Here is a 20,931-nt window from a genome sequence, read left to right on the forward strand (position 1 = left end):
GCCCGCGCCGCACCGGCGGCGTGACGTGACCCACGACCTGGGAACGCGGTCAGCCACCATTGACCGCGTCCCCAGGAAGACCCTCTACCTTCGGACCACGTGATGACATCTCTCTCCGCACACTTCACCGGTACCCCCGACACCGTCCTGTCCGCCTCCGCGGCGTCGCCGACGACCGCCGAACAGGTGAAGGAAGTCGTCGAGGAGAACGTGAAGACCCCCTTCGGCATCACCTGGGCGGATCTGCTCGGCACGCCCCTGCGGATCCTCGTGATCATCCTCGTGACCCTCGTCCTCATCTGGGTCGCACGGAAGCTCATCGGCAAGTTCGCCCGCAACATCGCCAAGGGCACCTCGTCGACCGCCGCCAAGCTCGCCGCCGTCGAGCCGGGCACCGCCGAGGCGATCCTCTTCGAACGTCGCAAGCAGCGCGGGCACACCGTCGGCTCGATGCTCGGGTCCGTCGCCACCGTCGTCATCAGCACGATCTCCGTGCTCATGATCCTCACGGAGCTCGGCTTCAACCTCGCGCCGGTCCTCGCCTCCGCCGGTATCGCCGGTATCGCGATCGGTTTCGGTGCCCAGGAACTCGTCCGCGACTACCTGTCCGGCTTCTTCATCGTCGTCGAGGACCAGTTCGGTCTGGGCGACGTCGTCGACCTCGGCGAGGCCATCGGTGTCGTCGAGGAGGTCGGCCTGCGCACCACCAAGGTGCGGGCGGTCGACGGCACGCTGTGGCACGTCCGCAACGGCGAGATCCTGCGCGTCGGCAACCACTCCCAGGGCTGGGCCCGCGCCGTCCTCGACGTCCCGGTCCCCTACGACGCGAGCCAGGAGAGGATCGACGAGATCATCAACGACACGATCGAGGCGCTCCGCGGCCAGGAGTCGACCAAGGACGCGATCCTCGAGGACCCGGAGATCTGGGGCGTCGAGGCGATCAGCGGCGAGTCGATCACCGTCCGGACCGTCATCAAGACCCAGCCCGGCGAGCAGTGGGCCGTCGCCCGTGCCTTCCGTGCCGAGCTCAAGCGTCAGCTCGACTCCGCCGGGGTCGTCCTTCCCTTCCAGCAGCAGACCGTCATGCGGACCTACCCGGCCCCCACGGAGACCGCCGAGGCGGCCCAGCGGGAGAAGCTGCAGGGGAAGCAGAAGCAGCAGGGCGCCTCGGGTGCGGAGGACGACCGGCCGCTGCACTCGGAACGCACGGAGAAGCCCATGCGTCCCGACGCGACCGACGAGGACCGCTCCGAGGCCCGCATCCGTCACGACCGCCCCTCGGAGGACTGAGCAGGTCCCGGAAGACCGAGCGGTTCCTGACACAATGGGGGCATGAACCAGTCCCCCGAACCCACCCGCCCCGAGCAGGAGCCCCCCGGCCGCGCCGACAGCATCTTCGCCGCGGTCGGGGGTCACTCGACCTTCGAGCGGATCGTCGACGTCTTCTACGCCGGCGTCGCGGCCGACGAGTACCTGATCTCCATGTATCCCGAGGGCCAGGACCTCGCAGGCGCCAAGCACCGCCTGCAGACCTTCCTCGAGCAGTACTTCGGTGGGCCGACCACCTACCAGGCCGAACGCGGACACCCCCGTCTGCGCATGCGTCACTTCCCGTTCCCCGTCGACATGACGGCCCGGGAACACTGGCTGACCCACATGCGGGCCGGCCTCGACGCCGTCGACCTCCCGCCGCTCTACGACTCCGTCATGTGGGACTACTTCCAGCGCGCGGCGACCGCCATGGTCAACACCGTGGACTCCCCCGCCCACCGCTGAGTCCGACGCCGTCCCGGCTCCAGGGCCGTGAAGCATATCGGGGCGGAATCGAGCACAGCCGGGGCCGGCGGGTCAGTGCACGCGTGTGAGCACGTGCCCGACGGGACTCGACACCCGCACCCAGGGACCGGAGGTGCGGACCTCGACGGGCGCCTCGGCGGCGAGGAACCCGAGTCCCTCCATCGCGAAGGCCACGGCGGCCGGCACAGGCACGTCGGAGACCGCCCCGCCGTCCTCCGCGCCCGAGGCGCCCGCGACCTCGATCGGACGTGCCCACACCTGCCGGCGCAGGGCACTCACCGCGTGGGAACCCGCAACCTGCGGGGTCCCGGCGGCGACCTCCTCGATGCCCGCCCGGGCGGCGGCACGCAGGGACTCGGTCGGCAGTGTTCCCGCCGGCCCCCAGGGACCCCGGGGCGGGGAGATCCCGGTCCAGCTCACGCGCACCTCCTGCGGTGGGACGGGGATCGACAGGGAGTCCTCGGAGCGGGCACGGGCGAACCGGTCGGAGAGCGCCGCCGCCGGGACCACGACGTCGAGACCGTCGTGGGACGGGTCGGCCAGTCGCAGCATGCGCATCCCGAGGGCCAATGGGGTCGAGTCCCCCAGTCCGTGCGGGTAGAGGGGCGCGACGGAGAGGACGAGGACATCGCCGTGGACGCTCAAGCGCATCGCGGCGTCCTCGTCGAGGCGCTGGGCCCGGCCGGTGAGCACCGACCAGTCGTGCAGGGTCCCGACATCGGGCAGGACGAGCGGGCGCGGATCGTCGACCGTCACGGGGCTCACCGCCGCTTCATGGGGACGGGGGTGGTGAGGATCGACTCGATCGCCGCGGTCTCCTCGGAGGTCAGACGGCGGGCGCGGCCGGAGGCGGAGTCGACGAAGGCGATGACCGTCTCCGCGAGCGTGTAGACGGCTGACCCGTCCGGTTCGGCGATCACGTACCCCACGTCCATCGTCACGGGCCCGACGTCGCTCACGACCGTGTCGATCGCGATGGGTCCCTCCCGGTACGGGATCGGCTCGCGGTACTCGATGCGGTGGGAGAACACGAGCAGGTCCGTGTCCGCCGAGGCCGCCCCGAGCACCCGGGGGATCTCCCGGCCGAACACCGTCCGGGCCGCTCCGTCTGCCTCCGGCGCCACCTGCTTGTCCCGTGCCTGGGTCGGCGAGCCGAAGGCCCGCACGCGGGCCTCTTCGAGGAGGCGGAACTGGGTGACGTTGTTGACGTGCCCGTAGGCGTCCATGTCGCCCCAGCGCAGCTCGACCAGCACCCGGGTGAAGGGGCCGGTGAGGAGGGGATTGACGAGGTCCACGGACGTCCGGGGCGCGGAGTCGGACGCAGGGTCTGGGGAGGATGTCGACTGCATGGGGCCATTGTCGCACCCGGCGCACGGCCGCCCACCGGCCCGGGCATAGACTTCCGGTGTCCCGGTACCCCGTGTGCCGCGGCACCGGAAGTCCACCACGCCGTCCCACACACCGAGGAGATCCGTGACGACACCCGAGGAGAACGTCAGGTCGCTGGTCGAGGTGCTCGACCTGGCACCTGCCGAACCGATCCACACCTCGCCGGAGGGCCACTGGTTCCTGGGCCAGAGCCAGTACAAGCCCGACGAGCGGGTATTCGGCGGTCAGGTCCTGTCGCAGTGCGTCGTGGCGGCCGGTCGGACCGTGCAGGAGGACCGGCCCGTCCACTCGCTCCACGGCTACTTCCTGCGCGCCGGGGACGTGAAGAAGCCCATCCACTTCGGCGTCGAGGAACTGCGCGACGGCGGCAGCTTCTCCGCCCGCCGCGTCCACGCCTACCAGGACGGCACCCCGATCATGTCGGTGATGGCTTCCTTCCAGCGCGTCCAGGAGGGGTTCGACCACCAGGACGATTTCCCCGCCGACATCCCGGCGCCCGAGGACTGCACCGAGATGCTCGACCACCTCGCCGGTGTCGACATCCCGCACGTCAAGGAGTGGATCGCCAAGCGTCCCTTCGAGATGCGCGCGGTCGAGAACAACATCTACCTGCGCAACGACGGCGAGCGCACCAACCACCAGAGCGTGTGGATCCGGACCACCGCGCCGTTCCCGGACGATCCGCTGCTCAACTCGGCGGCCCTGGCCTACGCGAGCGACTTCAACCTCCTCGAGGCGGGCCTGCGCCGTCACGGTCTCGCCTGGACGGAGCCGGGCCTGCGGTTGGCGAGCCTCGACCACGCCATGTGGTGGCACCGTCCGATCCGGGTCGACGAGTGGATGCTGTACTCGCAGACCTCCCCCTCCGCCGAGGGTGGCCGCAACCTCGGGTTCGGGCGGATCTTCCACCGCGACGGCACTCTCCTGGCGACCGTCGCCCAACAGGGGATGATGCGCGTGAAGGCGCGGTGATCCCGCGGCGTGGCGGGACGGGTTCCCGTCCTGGCCCGCTGAACGCTGAAGGCCCCCTGAGATACGTATCTCAGGGGGCCTTCAGCGTTCAGCGGGCCGAAATCCCGGGCGACAGTGAACTCAGTCGGTGGGGTGCCGGGGTTCGGGCGGCGTCGAGCTCAGTCGCGGGTGAGGCGACGGTGCGTCACGCGGTGCGGACGTGCGGCGTCCTCACCCAGACGCTCGACCTTGTTCTTCTCGTAGGACTCGAAGTTGCCCTCGAACCAGTACCAGGACGCCGGGTTCTCCTCGGTGCCCTCCCACGCGAGGATGTGGGTGGCCACACGGTCGAGGAACCACCGGTCGTGGGACACGACCACGGCGCAGCCCGGGAACTCGAGGAGTGCGTTCTCCAGGGAGGACAGCGTCTCGACGTCCAGGTCGTTGGTCGGCTCGTCGAGGAGCAGCAGGTTGCCGCCCTGCTTGAGGGTGAGCGCCAGGTTGAGGCGGTTGCGCTCACCGCCGGAGAGCACGCCGGCCTTCTTCTGCTGGTCCGGGCCCTTGAACCCGAACGCGGAGACGTAGGCCCGGGACGGCATCTCGACGGCACCGACCTGGATGTAGTCGAGTCCGTCGGAGACGACCTCCCACAGGCTCTTCTCCGGGTCGATACCGGCACGGGACTGGTCGACGTAGGAGATCTTCACGGTGTCGCCGACCTTGAGGTCGCCGCCGTCCAGTTCCTCCATGCCGACGATCGTCTTGAACAGCGTCGACTTGCCGACGCCGTTGGGGCCGATGACACCGACGATGCCGTTGCGCGGGAGCGAGAACGACAGCCCGTCGATGAGCTTCCGGTCGCCGAAGCCCTTCTCCAGGTCGGTGGCGTCGATGACGATGTCACCCAGGCGCGGACCCGGCGGGATCTGGATCTCCTCGAAGTCCAGCTTGCGGGTCTTCTCCGCCTCGGCGGCCATCTCCTCGTAGCGGGCCAGACGGGCCTTCGACTTGGTCTGCCGGGCCTTGGCGTTCGAGCGGACCCACTCGAGTTCCTCGGACAGCCGCTTCTGGAGCTTCGCGTCCTTCTTGCCCTGGACCTGCAGGCGTTCCTTCTTCTTCTCCAGGTACGTGGAGTAGTTGCCCTCGTAGGGGTACAGGTGACCGCGGTCGATCTCCGCGATCCACTGGGCCACGTGGTCGAGGAAGTACCGGTCGTGGGTGATGGCGATGACGGCGCCCGGGTAGGACGACAGGTGCTGCTCCAGCCACAGGACACTCTCGGCGTCGAGGTGGTTGGTCGGCTCGTCGAGGAGCAGGAGGTCCGGCTTCTCCAGCAGGAGCTTGCAGAGCGCCACGCGGCGACGCTCACCACCGGAGAGCACGGACACGTCGGCGTCCGGCGGCGGGCAGCGCAGTGCGTCCATCGCCTGTTCGAGCTGGGAGTCGAGGTCCCAGGCGTCGGCGGCGTCGATGGCCTCCTGCAGCTTGCCCATCTCCTCCATGAGGGCGTCGAAGTCCGCGTCGGGTTCGGACATGAGAGTGCCGATCTCGTTGAAGCGGTCGAGCTTCGCCTTGATCTCGCCCACGCCCTCCTGGACGTTACCGAGGACGGTCTTCTCCTCGTTGAGCGGGGGCTCCTGGAGGAGGATACCCACCGAGTAACCCGGGCTCAGACGGGCCTCGCCGTTCGAGGGCTGTTCGAGGCCGGCCATGATCTTGAGGATGGTCGACTTACCGGCACCGTTGGGGCCCACCATCCCGATCTTCGCGCCGGGGTAGAACGACATCGACACGTCGTCGAGGATGACCTTGTCACCGTGCGCTTTTCGCGCCTTGTGCATGGTGTAGATAAATTCCGCCATGACGCGTAAGTCTACGGGACTCACACCCTCCGGCGGGTCTCCCGCACCGGTCGGCACCCCATCGGATCCGCCACCGGTCCGAGTGCTCAGTCACCCCCGAGCGAGGATCCGCCGCCGAACCCACCGGGAGCTTCCTCCGTGGGTTCCTCGGCAGGTTCCTCCGCCGGCTCCTGCGACCCGGAGGCGGATCCGTCGTCCTCGTCCTCGCGGGGTTCGCCGTTGATGTCCTCCTCCGGCATGTGGCCCTCGCCGTTGTCCTCGCCGTCGGCCGACCGGTCCTCGCCGGCGGGTGCCTCGACGCCGTCCGGACGGTCGACCTCCCCGAAGAGGCACGCCCCGTTCGAGTCGGACTCCGGCAGGAGTTCGGCCCGGGCCGAACCTTCCCGGATCTCCCCGACGACGCAACCGAACTCTGTGCGGACCCCGAACATCTTCGAGGGCACCTCGTTGCCCAGGGGCGAGGCGTCCGACGAGGCCTCCAGGTCCTCCGGGTCGTAGCCGGCGTCCTGGAGCGTCGAGAACAGCTTCTCCGAGGACGGGTGGCCGTCACCCCCGGTCACCGGTTCGAGGGCGGCGACCACCTCGTCGACGACCGCGGCCTCCTCGACGGAGACCGTCCGCGACTGCTGTGCCGTCGGATCGGCCGCTGTGGGCATGAGCACGGAGCACCCGGACACGGCGAGGCCGGCGCAGGCGAGAGCCGCCGCACAGAGGCTCCGGCGCAGGCGCGAGGCCGTACCGGTGGGGTACCCGGGCTGGATTGGGGAGGAAGGACGGTTGCGCACGCCGCCACTCTAACCGGCGGACCGTGACGGGATTCTCAGAAGGGTGCCTGGTCCCCGCCCTCGGAGGACCCGCCCGGGGTGCCACCGCCCTCCGTCATCGCCCCGGCCCCGACCAGTCCGACACCGACGGGGCGTTCTGCGGCTCCGGTGGGAGTCGGGTCCGCAGGTTCTCCACCACCGACAGGTGTGGTGTCCTCCGGTTTCCCGTCGCCGCCGAGCCCGTCCCACTTGTCCTCGTCGGGATCGGGCCCATCCTCCTCCGGTCGCGGCTTGACCCCTATGTGCAGAAGTTCCACGGGCTGGAACCGCAGATCGACCGCGACGTGGTCGGCGACCACCTGGACCTCGGACCGGAGCTCTCCGGTCTTCTCGTCGGCCCATTTGTGGATCCGGATCCGCCCGATGACCACGACGGGCGTCCCCTTCTGCACGGAGAACGCGACGTTCCGGACCATCGGACCGTAGACCTGGACCCTGAACCACGAGGTGTCCCGGGTGTCGAAGGTCTCCTTCTCCCGGTCGAACACCGTGTGATTGACGGCCAGCCCGAACGAACAGGCCTCCTTGCCGTCCGGGAGCCGGCGTCGGACCGGAACACCGCCGGCGTTGCCGACGAGGTGGTTGACGAGTTTCATGAGCACTGGACCTTCCGTGAGGGAGAACTGGTCCCTCCCACGATCCGAAAGCCCCGACCCGCGCACCAGGGGTGAATAAGACCTGTGGACGGAGTCTCCTCCGTCCACAGGTCGTCGGCCACGGTTCGCACCCGTCGTCCACAGGCGACGGACCACGGGTGCCGGTCACCTCACCGCAGTCCCTCCCAGACCGCACGATGACGGTCGAGGATCGAGGTGATGGGGCTCAGGTAGGAGCCGGCGGCCGCGTTCTGGACGGCGGTCACGAGTTCGGCACGCACGCGGTCACCCGCGGCCAGGGCGCCTCGTTCGCGGGCTCCGGCGGCGCTACGGGACGTGATGAGCGAGCCCAGCAGCCCGATGAGGAGGAGGACGACCGGCACGATCCACAGCCAGGCGACCGTGGATCCCGTCGCCGCACCCGCGAGTGTGACCCCGAGTGCCACGAGGAGTCCGACGAGTCCCAGACAGGTGAGGACGAGGAAGAGCACCTGGAGGAACCCGACGCCCGCCCACCAGCCGGGCCGTTCCCGCTCGATCCGCACGGCGGTGACGGCGGAGTCGAGGGTGTCGGTGAGTTCCTCGGCCGAGGTCCGGCCCGCCTCGGTGACGGCCTTGCGCCACGGCCCCGGCAGATCGGCGGCGACCTCGGAGACGAGCTCCCGGGCCGCCAGGGACACGCGGGTGCGTTGCGTCCGGTTCGCCTCGGGCACGGCGGCACGCAGCAGATCGTCCCGGGCGGCCCCGTGCGCGGCACCGAGGGGATCCGCCTTGCCGCGCTGTGCCCAGGCGAGCAACGGGTAGCCGGTCGCCCGGTAGGCCCGGCGCCGGTAGTCGTCGGCGACCGTCTGGGCGACCGCGTCGACGCCCGCGGCGTCGGTCATCGCGGACACCAGTCGCTCGGCGCCCGGCAGGGAGGTCGTGTCCTCCAGCGGGGGATCCCCGATCGCGGTACGGATCCGGCCGGCCACGGACCTCAGGTCGGCCGCCAGGCGTTCGGCCGCCGCCGCCTTGCCCGCAACGGTCCGCTCCAGGGTCCGCCGGATCCCCGGCACACCCTGTCGACTCACCGCCGAGGCGGCGGTCACCGGGGTGTCCCCCAGCCCGTCCTCGTCGAGGAGGCGGCGGAGGTGGTCGAGGCAGGCCTCGCGTTCCTCCGGCTGCAGCCGGTCGACCTGGTTGAGCACGACGACCATGCTGCCGGCGTGTTCTGCCAACCGGGAGAGGTAGTGGTGGTGGAGCGAGAAGTCGGCGTACTTCTGCGGGTCGACGACCCACACGAGCACGTCGACGAGTCCGACCAGGCGGTCCGACTCCAGCCGGTGTTCGGCGGCTGTCGAGTCGTGGTCGGGCAGGTCGAGGAGGACGAGGCCCCGCAGAGCGGTCTCATCGTCACCGTCGAGCGCGCTCTCACGCCAGGCCCGGTTCTCGACGGGCACCCCGAGCCAGGTGAGGAGCTCCTCTCCCCCACCGCCCCACACACAGGCGGTCGGCAGCGAGGTGGTCGGCCGGCGGACGCCGACCCGGGCGATCTCGAGGCCGGCGACGGCGTTGAACAGGCTCGACTTGCCCGATCCGGTCGACCCGGCGAAGGCGACGACCGTCCGGTCCTCCCCGAGGTCCAGGCGGGCACGGGACTTCGCCAACAGGTCCTGCGCCTCGGAACGCAGGTCGGCCGGGACGCGGTCGGTCCCGAGATCCAGGGCCGCATCGATCCCCTCGCTCAGGCGGGCGATCTCCGCGGACACGTCCGTGGGTCGGTTCACAGGTTCTCCTCCAGTCGTGAGGCCGCGGCGGCGATCGCACCCGAGCGACGGGTGGGCACGGGGCGCTCCGCCAGGAGCCGGTCGAAGGGCTCACGCGTGCGCTCGACGAGGTCGATGATGCGGGTGTGCAGCTCGGCGCGTGCGGTCTCCGTGAGGTCCCGGGTCACCTGGTCGCCGAAGATCGTGTCGAGCAACTTGCCCGACACCGCGGCGGTGCCCCCGGCGATCCCGGCCTCGGCGCCGGTGAGTCCACCGGTCCCGGAGAAGGCGGCGAGCATGAGCACCGCACCGACGGCGTTGACGCCGAAGGACAGGATCCGGGCCTTCGCCCGTTTCCCCTGGCCCTCCTGGCGGACCAGGTCGTTGACCCAGGTCGACCACTCCCGCACCGTCCGGTCGAGGTCCGTCTCGAAGTCCGCGGACAGGTCGATCGCCGCCGAGGCGCCCTGTAGCAGGGCACGCCCCGCGGGCAGTTCCTCCCAGCGGTCCCGGGCGTCGCCGAGTGCCTCGTGGACGTTCTCCCGCACGAGCAGCGCGATGCTGTCGCCGATCGCCTTCTCCAGGGGTGCAGCGGCGTCCCGTTTGCCGGTGACGGCGCTGGTGATGCGGTCCCGGATGCGCGCGACGGTCGGTTCGAGACCGCGGAAGAACTGGCCGGTGCCCACGAAGTCCTGCCACCGGGCGAGCACCTCGCCCCGCAGGACCCGACCATCGACCAGCGAGGACTCCAAGGTCTCGCGGGCACGGGCCCAGGACCGGTCGACCGCCGCGCGGAGGTCCCGGTCGGTGTCCTCCTGGCTACGCACGTGCTCCGACAGCGCGGCCGCCCGGTCCGGGACCGTGGCCAGCGCCCCGGTGAGGGTGCGCGAGACGACCCGTTCACGGGCACGACTGTTGGTCCCCAGACCGAACAGCCAGGACCGGACGGGGAAGACGGCGGCTTCGGGCAGCAGGCCGTCGACGAGGGCGAGTTCCGGCACGGTGAAGATCGGCGCGGAGCCGAGATCCGCCGCGGACAGCAGTTCCGCCAGGTGGTGGCGGACCTCGCGATTGGCCTGGGCGGGCACCCGGTCGAGGACGAGGGACACCGTCGTCCCCCGCTGGGAAGCGGTCCCGAGGAGATCCCACGGCACGGCGTCCGCATAACGGGTCGCGGTCGTGACGAACAGCCACAGGTCGGCGGCGGCGAGCAGTTGGCGGGCGAGGGTGCGGTTCGCCTCGTCGACGGAGTCGATGTCCGGGGAGTCGAGGAGCGCCAATCCGCGGGGCACGGCGTCACTGGCGACCAGCCGGACCTGCGGACGTCCGAGGTCCGTCCCCGGCTTCACCACGCGCTCGAGCGAGGGCAGTACCCGGTCGGAGGTGAAGTGCTCCGCGTCGGCCGGGTGGTGCACGAGCACCGGGTGGTGCGTGGTCGGACGGATGACACCGGCCGCGGTCACCGGCTTGCCGACCACGGAGTTCACGAGCGTGGACTTCCCGGCACCGGTCGAGCCGCCGACGACGACGAGGACCGGCGCGTCGGGATTCTGGGCCCGCGGGAGCAGGTAGTCGTTCAGCTGGTCGCCCAGGTCGCGCTGCAGCGCCCGGCCGGCGGCCGCGTCGGGCGTGTCGAACGGGAACGCCGCCTCCGCGACACGGGCCGCGAGATCGGTGAGCGCGGGCACCACGCGCGTGGACAGTGCCCGGGGAATCGATGGGGTCGTCACGCCCCCCACTCTGTCGCGTTTCCGGCCGCGTCACCAGTCACCACGCCGGGCACACCCCCAGCAGTGGTCCCGGGGTGAGCCCTCCCGGGTGTCCGGGAGGGCTGCGGTGGGTGGCGACGCCTGCGGTGGGGCGAGGGCGGCGAGTGCGTCCCCTCGAGACGGCACCGGCCCCGCGTCCGAGGGGACGCGGGGCCGGGAGCGGCACCCCCACCGGGATTCGAACCCGGAACCTACGGATTAGAAGGCCGTTGCTCTGTCCTGTTGAGCTATGGAGGCGAACCGCATCAAGGTTACCGCAGCCCGGACGGTGTGCCTCAGGTCGAGGCGTCGCCGTTCTCCAGCGCCTTCTCCAGACGCTCGAGCTTGCCGGCGAGTTCGCCGGTGCGACCGGGGCGGATGTCCGCCTTCACGACGAGGGAGACGCGCGGTCCGTAGGCCGCGACCGCCTCGGTCGCCTGTTTGATGACGCCGAAGACCTCGTCCCACTCACCCTCGAGTGTGGTGAACATCGCGGTCGTCTCGTGCGGTAGTCCACTCTCGCGGACGACCTTCACCGCGGCGGCGACCGCCTCGTGCAGTGAGCCGTCCTCGTCCTGTCCCGTCGTCGGCGCGACGGAGAACGCAGCGAGCATGTCGTTCCCTTCCTCTCGTGGGTCCTTGGATTCTCGCGGGGCGGCGTTCGAATCAGCGCTGAGCAGCGGCGGGGTGCCTGGGCCCGGGCGGCGTTCGAATCAGCCCTGAGCAGCGGCGGGGTGCCGGGGCCCGGGCGGCGTTCGAATCAGCCCTGCGGCACGCGGACGATCAGGGCATCACCCTGACCACCGCCACCGCACAGTGCGGCGACGCCGGAGCCGCCGCCCCGGCGCTTGAGTTCGTGGGCGAGCGTGAGGGCGATCCGTGCACCGGACGCGCCGATCGGGTGGCCGAGGGCGATGGCACCGCCGTTGACGTTCACCTTGTCCTCGCTCACGCCGAGGTCCCGGGCACTCGTGATGCCCACGGCGGCGAACGCCTCGTTGATCTCGTAGAGGTCGAAGGAATCGGCGTCGACACCCTCCTTGCGGGCGGCCTCCCGGATCGCGTCGGCGGGCTGGTACTGCAGGGTCGAGTCGGGCCCGGCGGTCCAGCCGTGCGCTCCGATCTCGGCCAACCACGGGAGGCCGAGTTCCTCGGCCTTGTCCTTGCTCATCACCACGAGTGCGCAGGCACCGTCGGAGATGGGCGAAGCCGACCCGGCGGTGATCGTCCCGTCCTTCGAGAAGGCCGGGCGCAGGCCGGCGAGCACCTCGGCGGTGGTCTCCGGGCGGACTCCCTCGTCGGTGTCGACCGTGACCTCCTGGCGGCGCTGCTTCACCGTGACGGGAACGATCTCGTCGGCCAGGCGACCCTCGTCGCGAGCCGCACCGGCGCGGGCGTGCGACCGGGCTGCGAAGGCGTCCTGTTCCTCCCGCGTGAGTTCACCCTCACCCGCGTTCGCCGACTCGGTGAGTCCGCCCATCGCCTGGTCGGTGAAGGCGTCCCACAGTCCGTCGAGGTCCATGTGGTCCTTGACCGTGACATCGCCGTACTTGTAACCACCGCGCGACTTGGGCAGGAGATGCGGGGCGTTCGTCATGGACTCCTGGCCGCCGGCGACGACGACGTCGTACTCCCCGGCGCGCACGAGCAGCGCCGCCTGGGCGATCGCGTTGATCCCGGACAGGCAGATCTTGTTGATCGTCGTCGCGTTGACGCTCATGGGGATCCCGGCCTTCGCCGCGGCCTGCCGGGCCGGGCCCTGGCCGACACCGGCCTGGAGCACCTGCCCCATGACGACGTGCTGCACCTGGTCGGCGGCCACTCCGGCCTTCTCGAGCGCACCTGCGATCGCGGCGGCTCCCAGGTCCACCGCGCCGAGGCCTCCCAGCGCTCCCTGCATCTTGCCGAAGGGCGTCCGTGCCCCCGCGACGATCACTGCTTCCGGCATGTGTGACTCCTCTGGTCGTCCTCGCGCGCCCCGCCCGCGTCCTCGCCGACGTGGCGCGCCTCACGACCCACCAGACTACAGGTCGGGGCACTTTCCCTCGCCCCGGCGGGTCACATTCCGGGTACTCCCCGTCACGGTCACCCGGTCCCCGAGGCATGCCCGCCTCCCCGCACCCGAGGCGCCCTGGCCTTCGCCCCGACGCAACCTGTCCACGCGCCCCACATCCGACTCCTGTTCCCAGCGGTCTCCCACCGGTGCCCGGATAGAGTGGGCGCACATCACCCCAGTCCCCGTTCACACTCGATGAGGAGCCGAAGAAGTGGCAGCCAACGAAGAGTTCCGGATCGCCATGCGTGGCTACGAGAAGTCCGAGGTCGACGCGCGTCTGCGTCAGGTCAAGCAGGAGACAGAGTCCCTGCGCAAGGCCCTGGCCGACGCCCGCAGCCAGGTCATCTCCGCCGACCGGGCCAAGCTCCAGCTGGCCGGTGAACTCTCGGAGGCCAAGCAACAGCTGAAGAAGGCCGCCACCGACGCCGAGGCCGCGGCAGGTCCTCCCGGCTCCCGCATCGACCACCTGCTGAAGATCGCCGAGTCGCAGGCCCGGGAGACGTTGTCCCAGGCCACCGCCGACGCCGAGACGATCCGCAACAAGGCCCGCGCCGACGCCTCCAGCCAGCGCGCCCGGATCCACACGGAGACCGGCGACATCCTCAACAACGCCCGCTCCGAGGCGGACGCCATCACGCAGACGGCCGACATGCGCGCCGCGGAGACCGTCAAGGACGCCGAGAAGCGGGCCGCCGAGGTCAAGGACGCGGCCGGGCGCGAGGCCGACCAGTTGCGGGCCACCGCACAGGCCGAGACGAAGGAGCTGCGCGAGAAGACCGACCGCGAAGTCGCACAGCTGCAGGCCGACGCGCAGAAGGAGGCGACCGAGGTCCGCGCGAAGGCCAAGGAGGAAGCCGCCGAGCTCGTCGAGAAGGCACGTGAGGAGGCCGAGTCGATCCTCTCCGAGGCCCGGCAGAAGGCCCAGGAACTCCACGTCGAAGCGACGACCGCCAAGAAGGAGGCGAAGAAGGCCGCCGACGCCCAGGAGGTGGCGCTGGCCACCGAGCGCCAGGAGTTCGAGGCCGAACAGAAGAAGCGCTTCGACCAGATCACCGCGGACAACGCGAAGCTCGTCGAGGAGGCGCAGGCCCGCGCGAAGAAATCCGACGAGGAGGCGAAGGCCGCGGCCGAACGTGCCGAGACGACGCGCACCGAGGCCCTGGAGAAGGCCGACCAGCTCATCGCCGACGGCAAGAAGCGGGCGCAGGACCTCATCGCGGAGGCGCGGGCCACCGCCGAAGTGACGATCGAGGAGTCCGCGGCCGAGGCGAAGCGCAACGTCTCCGCTGCCCAGTCGCAGGTCGATCTGCTCACCAAGCAGCGGCGGACGATCACCGCACAGCTGGAGCAGCTGCGGTCCATGTTCGCCGCCCCCGGTCTGTTCGACGACGTCGACTTCACCGAGGACAAGTCCGATCAGGAGGCCGCGGCCGCCTTCCCCACGGAGAAGATCGCCGACGGCGACGATCTGGAGGCCCTCAAGGAGAAGGCCGGTGCGACGGACGGTGCAGCGAAGGACAGTACTGCCACGGCCGGTTCCGAGGACGCCGGTTCCGAGGACTCCACCTCCGAGGACACCGTCGAGATGTCGAAGTCGGACGCACCCGACACCTCGGAGGAGGACTCCGTCGAGATGACGAACTCGACGGCCACGAAGTCACCCGCACCGAAACCGGACGCACAGGGTTCGAAGCAGCCCCGCAAGCGCTGAACCAATCGCCGCCCGAACCCCGGCACCCCACCGCTGAACCAATCGCCGCCCGAACCCCGGCACCCCACCGCTGAACCAATCGCCGCCCCGGTTCTCACTCCACGACGAGAGCCGGGTCGGTCTGTGTCGGGAGCGGGGTGGGCACCTCGGGGGCGACCTCGGCGACGATCGCGTCGAGGACGGTCCGCACGTACTTCTCCCCCACCCACAGGTGCTTGGCACCCGGCACACCGACGACACGAGCCTGCGGGATCCGCGCGAAGCGTTCACGTGCCTCGGCCGGTTGCAGGAAGTCGTCGAACTCGGGGACGAGGATGAGCAGGGGCTTGCCGAAGTCCGCCCAGGCGTCGAGATCGGCGTCCGTCGCGCGGTGCAGGGGCGGTGACAGGAGGACCGCTCCCTCGACCGCGGGGTCGGTCCCGTACTTGAGGGTCAGTTCCGTCCCGAACGACCAACCGACGAGCCACCGATTGGGCAGGTCCGCGAACTCGGCGTACTCGATCGCCGCGTGGACGTCGCGTTCCTCCCCGATCCCCTCCTCGAAGACACCCTCGGAGGTGCCCCGCGGAGAGGACGTCCCGCGGGTGTTGAACCGCAGCACGGCGAGGTCCGCGAGCGCCGGGAGGCGGTTCGCGGCCTTCTTGTAGACGTGGGAGTCCATGTAACCGCCGTGGGTGGGCAGGGGGTGCAGGGTGACGAGCGTGGCACGAGGGGGCCGCCCCCCGGCCGGACGGGCGAGTTCCCCGACGAGAACGAGGTCGTCGGAGGTGTGGAGTTCGATGTCCTCGCGGTCGGCCACGAGGACGGTGTTCGAGACGATGTCGGTCATGGCATCCACCCTAGCCAGTCCACCCCGGTCGGCCGCTGCCGGTCCCCGCTCAGCGACGACGGTGACGGGCGTTCCAGCAGGCGGTGTGCCAGTGACGCCGGTGGTCGAGGCCCACTCCGATGCCGAACTCCTCCTCGGACCGCCACGCGACGGTGTGTGCCGTCGAGGCCGGCAGGTCCTGACGGCAGCCCGGGCACACATAGGTCTTGCCCGAGTCGTTGCCGCGTACCTGTTGGACGGTCCAACGACCGTCCGGCTCGTCCGTCGACCGGCGCAGGCCGTTGAGCGAATAACTGAGGGCCCGGGTCTCACGGGCCCACTTGTTGTTCCGACGGGAGGAGGACGAACGAGGCATGCCCCCGATTCTCCCATTCACGGATTCTCCCTCGCCCGCCCCGGCCCACTAGGATGTCACGGGTGCGTTTGGTGATTGCGAAGTGCAGTGTCGACTACGCGGGACGGCTCTCGGCCCACCTGCCCCTTGCGACCCGGGTCCTCATGCTCAAGGCGGACGGCAGTGTGCTCGTCCACTCCGACGGCGGCTCGTACAAGCCGCTCAACTGGATGACTCCCCCCTGTTCCGTGAAGGTCTCCGCACCCACGGACGCCAAGCGGGAGGCCGGTTACACCGAGGTGTGGACCGTCGAGCAGAAGAAGACCGGCGACCGGCTGGTCATCTCGATCGCCGAGATCCTCTCCGACACCGAGCACGAGCTCGGCGTCGACCCGGGCCTCGTCAAGGATGGCGTCGAGGCGCACCTGCAGGAACTCCTCGCCGACCAGATCCACGTCCTCGGGGACGGTTTCACGACGGTCCGCCGCGAGTACATGACGGCGGTCGGCCCGGTCGACATCCTCGCCCGGGACGCCACGGGCACCTCGGTCGCGGTGGAGATCAAACGCCGCGGTGAGATCGACGGCGTCGAGCAACTCACCCGATACCTGGAACTCATGAACCGTGACCCGCTGCTGTCCCCGGTCTCCGGCGTCTTCGCCGCCCAGGAGATCAAGCCGCAGGCCCGGACTCTGGCCGAGGACCGCGGTATCCGGTGCGTCACCCTCGACTACGACGCCCTGCGCGGTACCGACGACGCGGAGTCCCGACTCTTCTGAGCTGTGCTCCATGTCCTGAGCTGTGCCCGACACCGCCCGGACCCCGGCACCCCACCGACAGTCGTTTCCCCTGTTCACGGGTCCGTCGCGCCGATAGGATCGTGGCATGACCGCGTTCCCCTTCCTCGACAAGGCGGCGCCGGAGCTCTGGAAGTCGCTCGGTGGTCTCGCCGTGCGCACCTCGGCGCTGGCCGAGTCCGCCGGGCTCGAGCGTTCCACCGTCGAACTCGTCAACACCCGGATCTCCCAACTCAACGGGTGTGCCTACTGCCTGGACGTCCACACCCGGAAGGCCCGCGAGGCCGGGGTGAGGGAGCAACAGCTCACCCAGCTCACCGCGTGGCGCGACTCCCCCGTGTTCGACGAGGTCGACCGCTGCGCCCTGGAGGTCGCCGAGGTCGTCACGCAACTGCCCGAAGGGGAGAGCCGGACCGCACGCCTCTCCGCCGCCGGGGAATCGCTCGGCGAGGAGACGCTCGTCGCCCTCGAATGGGTGTCGATCCTCATGAACGCCTACAACCGCATATCCATCCTCTCCGCCCACCCGGTCCGCGTGCGCGCGGACTGAATCAAACGCCGCCCGCACCCCGGCACCCCACCACGTCCAATTCCGCCCGTCCCCATGGGAGTCCCACCGTGACGAACGTCGAAGCGAACCCGGACGAACTCACCTGCACGACCGAGACCTGTGCGGAGGCGATCGAGGTCATCACGCCGCGTGACGTCCCCCTCGGCGGACCACGCGCCATGACCGTCCGCCGGACGCTGCCCCAGCGCAAACGATCCCTCATCGGGCCGTGGTGCTTCGTCGACCACTTCGGTCCCGACGATGTCGCCCTCTCCGGGGGCATGGCCGTCGCCCGGCACCCGCACACGGGTCTGGCCACCGTCACCCTCCTGTTCGACGGCACCATCGAGCACATCGACTCGACCGGCTTCGCCAACGAGGTGCGCCCCGGCGAGGTCAACCTCATGATCGCCGGGTCCGGGGTCTCCCATTCGGAGTACTCGAGTGCGCAGACGATCGAGCTCCACGGGGTCCAACTCTGGTACGCGCTCCCCGACGACCTGCGCCACGGCATGCCGCAGTCCCAGCACTACGTCGCCCGCCCGCAGGCGGTGCCCGGTGGCACCGTGCTCACCTACCTGGGCGAGGCCGCCGGGGTCCGCGCGGACATCGACACCCGGGTCCCGGCCACCGCCGCCGAGGTGCGCGTCCACACGGGTGCCTCCGTGACCCTCGACCTCGACGCCGCCGACGAACACGGCCTGCTCCTCGACTCCGGGTCCCTCACCGTCGAGGTCGACGGCGCCGCCGGCACCGTCGAGCGGGAGATCACCCCCGACGAGCTCGCCTACCTGCCGCCCGGTGCCCGGCGCCTCACGCTGCGGGCCTCCGACGAGGCGCCCGTCCGCGCCGTCCTCATCGGCGGGGCGCCCTTCGGCGAGGACATCGTCATGTGGTGGAACTTCATCGGGCGCACGCACGAGGAGATCGTCGAGTACCGCCGGGCATGGATGGCCGAGATCGACCGCGAGCCCTCGTCGGTCCCGGAACCGGGCGGCACCTACGACGACGGGACGGAATTCCCCCGGTTCGGGACCTTCCCACCGGACACCCCGGCGGCTCTGCCCGCCCCGACCCTGCCGAACGTCCGCATCCGACCGCGCAAGCACTGAACGTCGGCAAACATCGAACCTCGGCAGACACTGAACTGCGACACACGCCGATCGACCACACGCACCGATCACCGACTGGAAGAGGGAAAACCATGAGCGACACGAGCATCGACCCGGCCGACGTGGAGGTCCGGGAGAACACCGCGGAGAGCCGCTACGACATCCTCGTCGCGGGTGAGCCCGCCGGGTTCTCCATGTACCTCCCGACCACCACGAAGGCCGGTGCCAAGCAACGGATCCTGTACCACACGGTGGTCCACGAACACTTCGGCGGCCACGGTCTCGCCGATCCCCTCACCCGCGAGGCGATCCGCGACAGCATCGGGAACGGCTACCGTGTCGTCGCCCTGTGCTCCTACGTGCGGAAGTGGATCACCAAGCACCACGACTTCGACGAGCACCTCGATCCCGTCACCTCCGAACACCTCGCCCTCGTTGACTGAGGAATCTGCCGATCCACGGTTCGGCAGTGCTGTCAGGGCAAGGCGGAGGAGCGAAGACGCCCTCGCTTCAGTTCGACCGGCGGAGCGGGCTTCGAGCGACGAGAACGCAGCCCTGGCGGTGCTGCCGGGCCGCGGATCAGTGGGAGACGAGTTCGAAGGGATTGGGGCGGTCGACGCGTTCGACGTCGGCGCCGAGTGCCCGGAGTTTCTCGACGAAGAACTCGTAACCGCGATCGATGTGGTCGACCCCGGACACCTCGGTGACCCCCTTGGCCCGGAGGCCGGCGAGCACGAGGCCGGCCCCGGCCCGGATGTCCGAGGCCTCGACCTCGGCACCGGAGAGCACCTCGCGGCCGGTGATGAGGGCGTGGTTGCCGTCGACGTTCACGTCGGCACCCAGCCGTGAGAGTTCGTTGACGAACCGCCAGCGGGCCTCGAAGAGGTTCTCGGTGAGGAGACCGACCCCGTCGGCTACCGAGTCGAGCGCGATGACGAAGGGCTGGAGGTCGGTCGGGAAGCCCGGGAAGGGCAGGGTCGCGACCCGGATGCTGTGCGGCCGCTTGGGGCCGAAGACCCGGAACGCTCCCCCGGGGTGATCGGTCTCGACGGTGTCGACGTAGGCGCCGGCGTCCACCAGCTTGTCGATCACGTTCGGCAGCAGGCTCGTGTCGACACCGCGGACCACGACGTCCCCGCCGGTGATGGCGGCGGCGAAGGCCCAGGTCCCGGCGACGATCCGGTCGCCGACGCACCGGTGTTCGACGGGTGAGAGCGATTCGACGCCGTGGATCGTGAGGGAGTCGGTCCCGATCCCCTCGATCCGGGCGCCCATGGAGACGAGGAGACGGCAGATGTCGACGATCTCCGGCTCCTTCGCCGCGTTCACGATCGTCGTCGTACCACGGGCCAGGGTGGCGGCCATGACGAGGTTCTCCGTCGCCCCGACGGAGGGGAACTTCAGGTGGATGTCGGCCCCGGTGAGGCCGCGGGGCGCCTCGAGGACGAAGTACCCGTGATCGATCCGGGCGGTCGCGCCGAGGGCCTCCAGACCCGCCTGGTGCAGGTCGAGGCCGCGCGAACCGATGGCGTCGCCGCCGGGCAGGGCCACGTTCGCGGCGTGCATGCGGCCGGCCAGAGGACCGAGCACGGAGATCGAGGCGCGCATGGCGCGGACGAGTTCGTAGTCGGCCTTGACCCCGACCTCGGCGGGGACGTCGATCGCGACGGTGCCCGCCTCGGCGTCGTAGTCGATCGCGCAGCCCAGGCGCCGGAGCAGTTCACACATGATGGTGACGTCGAGGATCGCGGGCACGTTCGTGATGACCGAACGGCCGGGGGCCAGAAGGGTGGCCGCCATGAGTTTGAGCACGCTGTTCTTGGCGCCGCGGACGTCGACGGTCCCGGAGAGTCGGACCGGGCCGCGGACGGAGAGGACCTGCATCAGGTGAATCGTCCCATCGTGTGGTTGAAGCCGGGGGGAAGCGACTCCAACCAGGACGAGAACGCCGCCAGCGCCTCGGGATCGAGGGCCAGACGCGCCTCGGAGGGAGAGCCGCCGTGTACACCGTACCGGCAGGTGATGACCTGGGCATCGGGCAACACGGCGTACCGTTCGCTCTCGTCGGGCTCACCGCGGGCGGTGATCTCCAGGTCCGACCGCGGCAGGACGCGGGACGGACGGCGGGTGAGCGCGAACACGGGGTACCACTGCAGGGCCTCGACCGTGAACACGGCCACACCCAGACGCCAACGTGGGCGACGGGATCCGTCGCCCACGTACAACGAGCAGTCGAACGAGCCCGACATCCGCGACAGTCCTCGCCGCCGCGCTGTGAACAGCACGACGGCGAGGACGGCCAGCCCCACCGACGAGAGCAGAAGGATCAGCAGGGTTGACGGATTCACGTCGATCGGTGAGCCCTGATCAGACGAGCTGGGCCTGGTCGGCCACGACGGTGACCCGGTCGTTCTCCACCGACAGGAAACCACCCTCGGCCTGCGCCGTGAGGTGTTCCCCCTCGGCGGTGACGATGCGGACCTGGCCGCCGGCCACGAGCGCCAGCACGGGCTCGTGGCCGGACAGGATACCGATCTCGCCCTCGGTGGTCTTGGCGACCACGCGCGACGCGGTCCCGGACCACACCGCTTCCTCGGTCGACACGACCGTCACGTCGAGAGCCATGGCGA

General features: G+C 70.2%; 22 protein-coding genes and 1 tRNA gene. 8 read left to right on the forward strand and 15 right to left on the reverse strand.

What is annotated here, in order from left to right:
* Nucleotides 1-102: 102 nt before the first annotated feature.
* Nucleotides 103-1,290, forward strand: a complete 1,188-nt coding sequence (locus AAD496_RS11760; RefSeq protein WP_349828951.1) for a mechanosensitive ion channel family protein — start codon at nt 103-105, stop codon at nt 1,288-1,290.
* A 42-nt stretch (nt 1,291-1,332) separates the two neighbouring features.
* Entirely contained in the window at nt 1,333-1,776 is a 444-nt protein-coding gene (locus AAD496_RS11765) for a globin (protein WP_349828952.1), read from the forward strand.
* Nucleotides 1,777-1,848: 72 nt separating this feature from the next.
* Here the strand turns inward: AAD496_RS11765 and AAD496_RS11770 are convergent, their stop codons facing one another.
* Nucleotides 1,849-2,562 (reverse strand): DUF8185 domain-containing protein, encoded by a 714-nt coding sequence (locus AAD496_RS11770; protein WP_349828954.1) that lies wholly within the window; start codon nt 2,560-2,562, stop codon nt 1,849-1,851.
* Nucleotides 2,559-3,146 carry an acyl-CoA thioesterase gene (locus AAD496_RS11775; protein WP_349828955.1) on the reverse strand — a complete coding sequence of 196 codons (588 nt, stop codon included), beginning with the start codon at nt 3,144-3,146 and terminating at the stop codon, nt 2,559-2,561. Before AAD496_RS11775 ends, AAD496_RS11770 begins: the two co-directional genes overlap by 4 nt.
* 124 nt (nt 3,147-3,270) lie before the next feature.
* Between AAD496_RS11775 and AAD496_RS11780 the strand changes: the two genes are divergently transcribed.
* Nucleotides 3,271-4,158 (forward strand): acyl-CoA thioesterase, encoded by an 888-nt coding sequence (locus AAD496_RS11780; RefSeq protein ID WP_349828956.1) that lies wholly within the window; start codon nt 3,271-3,273, stop codon nt 4,156-4,158.
* Nucleotides 4,159-4,316: 158 nt separating this feature from the next.
* Here the strand turns inward: AAD496_RS11780 and ettA are convergent, their stop codons facing one another.
* The 8 genes from ettA to AAD496_RS11820 form a co-directional block, all read right to left on the reverse strand.
* Complete coding sequence (gene ettA / locus AAD496_RS11785; RefSeq protein WP_349828957.1) at nt 4,317-5,999, reverse strand: energy-dependent translational throttle protein EttA; 1,683 nt, start codon at nt 5,997-5,999, stop codon at nt 4,317-4,319.
* Between the two features lie 86 nt (nt 6,000-6,085).
* Nucleotides 6,086-6,784: a DUF6993 domain-containing protein gene (locus AAD496_RS11790; protein ID WP_349828959.1), complete on the reverse strand. Its 699-nt coding sequence runs from the start codon at nt 6,782-6,784 to the stop codon at nt 6,086-6,088.
* Between the two features lie 35 nt (nt 6,785-6,819).
* Nucleotides 6,820-7,419 (reverse strand): single-stranded DNA-binding protein, encoded by a 600-nt coding sequence (locus AAD496_RS11795; RefSeq protein WP_349828960.1) that lies wholly within the window; start codon nt 7,417-7,419, stop codon nt 6,820-6,822.
* A gap of 170 nt (nt 7,420-7,589) precedes the next feature.
* Complete coding sequence (locus AAD496_RS11800; RefSeq protein ID WP_349828961.1) at nt 7,590-9,185, reverse strand: GTPase; 1,596 nt, start codon at nt 9,183-9,185, stop codon at nt 7,590-7,592.
* The gene (locus AAD496_RS11805; RefSeq protein WP_349828963.1) at nt 9,182-10,894 is read right to left on the reverse strand and encodes a dynamin family protein; all 1,713 of its coding nucleotides are present in this window, start codon (nt 10,892-10,894) and stop codon (nt 9,182-9,184) included. The genes AAD496_RS11800 and AAD496_RS11805 overlap by 4 nt, the downstream gene beginning before the upstream one ends.
* 202 nt (nt 10,895-11,096) lie before the next feature.
* Nucleotides 11,097-11,170, reverse strand: a tRNA-Arg gene (locus AAD496_RS11810).
* A 38-nt stretch (nt 11,171-11,208) separates the two neighbouring features.
* Nucleotides 11,209-11,526 carry a thiamine-binding protein gene (locus tag AAD496_RS11815; protein WP_349828964.1) on the reverse strand — a complete coding sequence of 106 codons (318 nt, stop codon included), beginning with the start codon at nt 11,524-11,526 and terminating at the stop codon, nt 11,209-11,211.
* 146 nt (nt 11,527-11,672) lie between these two features.
* Nucleotides 11,673-12,860, reverse strand: a complete 1,188-nt coding sequence (locus AAD496_RS11820) for an acetyl-CoA C-acetyltransferase (protein WP_349828965.1) — start codon at nt 12,858-12,860, stop codon at nt 11,673-11,675.
* A gap of 319 nt (nt 12,861-13,179) precedes the next feature.
* On the opposite strand from AAD496_RS11820, the gene AAD496_RS11825 reads away from it, so the two are divergent.
* Nucleotides 13,180-14,679 (forward strand): coiled-coil domain-containing protein, encoded by a 1,500-nt coding sequence (locus tag AAD496_RS11825; protein WP_349828966.1) that lies wholly within the window; start codon nt 13,180-13,182, stop codon nt 14,677-14,679.
* Nucleotides 14,680-14,773: 94 nt separating this feature from the next.
* Here the strand turns inward: AAD496_RS11825 and AAD496_RS11830 are convergent, their stop codons facing one another.
* The gene (locus AAD496_RS11830; protein WP_349828967.1) at nt 14,774-15,508 is read right to left on the reverse strand and encodes an alpha/beta hydrolase; all 735 of its coding nucleotides are present in this window, start codon (nt 15,506-15,508) and stop codon (nt 14,774-14,776) included.
* A 49-nt stretch (nt 15,509-15,557) separates the two neighbouring features.
* Complete coding sequence (locus AAD496_RS11835; RefSeq protein WP_349828968.1) at nt 15,558-15,863, reverse strand: Rv1322 family protein; 306 nt, start codon at nt 15,861-15,863, stop codon at nt 15,558-15,560.
* A gap of 62 nt (nt 15,864-15,925) precedes the next feature.
* Between AAD496_RS11835 and nucS the strand changes: the two genes are divergently transcribed.
* From nucS to AAD496_RS11855, 4 genes are all read left to right on the forward strand, one after another.
* Nucleotides 15,926-16,621 (forward strand): endonuclease NucS, encoded by a 696-nt coding sequence (gene nucS, locus AAD496_RS11840; RefSeq protein WP_349828969.1) that lies wholly within the window; start codon nt 15,926-15,928, stop codon nt 16,619-16,621.
* A 106-nt stretch (nt 16,622-16,727) separates the two neighbouring features.
* Complete coding sequence (locus tag AAD496_RS11845; protein WP_349828970.1) at nt 16,728-17,189, forward strand: carboxymuconolactone decarboxylase family protein; 462 nt, start codon at nt 16,728-16,730, stop codon at nt 17,187-17,189.
* 68 nt (nt 17,190-17,257) lie between these two features.
* Entirely contained in the window at nt 17,258-18,301 is a 1,044-nt protein-coding gene (locus AAD496_RS11850) for a pirin family protein (protein WP_349828971.1), read from the forward strand.
* Between the two features lie 92 nt (nt 18,302-18,393).
* A complete protein-coding gene (locus tag AAD496_RS11855) occupies nt 18,394-18,744 on the forward strand; it encodes a GNAT family N-acetyltransferase (protein WP_349828972.1) in 351 nt (116 codons plus the stop codon).
* Nucleotides 18,745-18,880: 136 nt separating this feature from the next.
* On the opposite strand, the gene murA is transcribed toward AAD496_RS11855, so the two are convergent.
* The 3 genes from murA to AAD496_RS11870 are packed head-to-tail and all read right to left on the reverse strand — an operon-like array spanning nt 18,881 to nt 20,926.
* On the reverse strand, nt 18,881-20,185 hold the full coding sequence (gene murA, locus AAD496_RS11860; protein WP_349828973.1) for a UDP-N-acetylglucosamine 1-carboxyvinyltransferase: 1,305 nt from the start codon (nt 20,183-20,185) through the stop codon (nt 18,881-18,883).
* Entirely contained in the window at nt 20,185-20,649 is a 465-nt protein-coding gene (locus AAD496_RS11865; RefSeq protein ID WP_349828974.1) for a DUF2550 domain-containing protein, read from the reverse strand. The genes murA and AAD496_RS11865 overlap by 1 nt, the downstream gene beginning before the upstream one ends.
* Nucleotides 20,650-20,668: 19 nt before the next feature.
* On the reverse strand, nt 20,669-20,926 hold the full coding sequence (locus AAD496_RS11870; protein ID WP_349828975.1) for a F0F1 ATP synthase subunit epsilon: 258 nt from the start codon (nt 20,924-20,926) through the stop codon (nt 20,669-20,671).
* Nucleotides 20,927-20,931 lie beyond the last annotated feature (5 nt).

The organism is Brevibacterium litoralis (assembly GCF_040212315.1).
Lineage (GTDB): Bacteria > Actinomycetota > Actinomycetes > Actinomycetales > Brevibacteriaceae > Brevibacterium > Brevibacterium litoralis.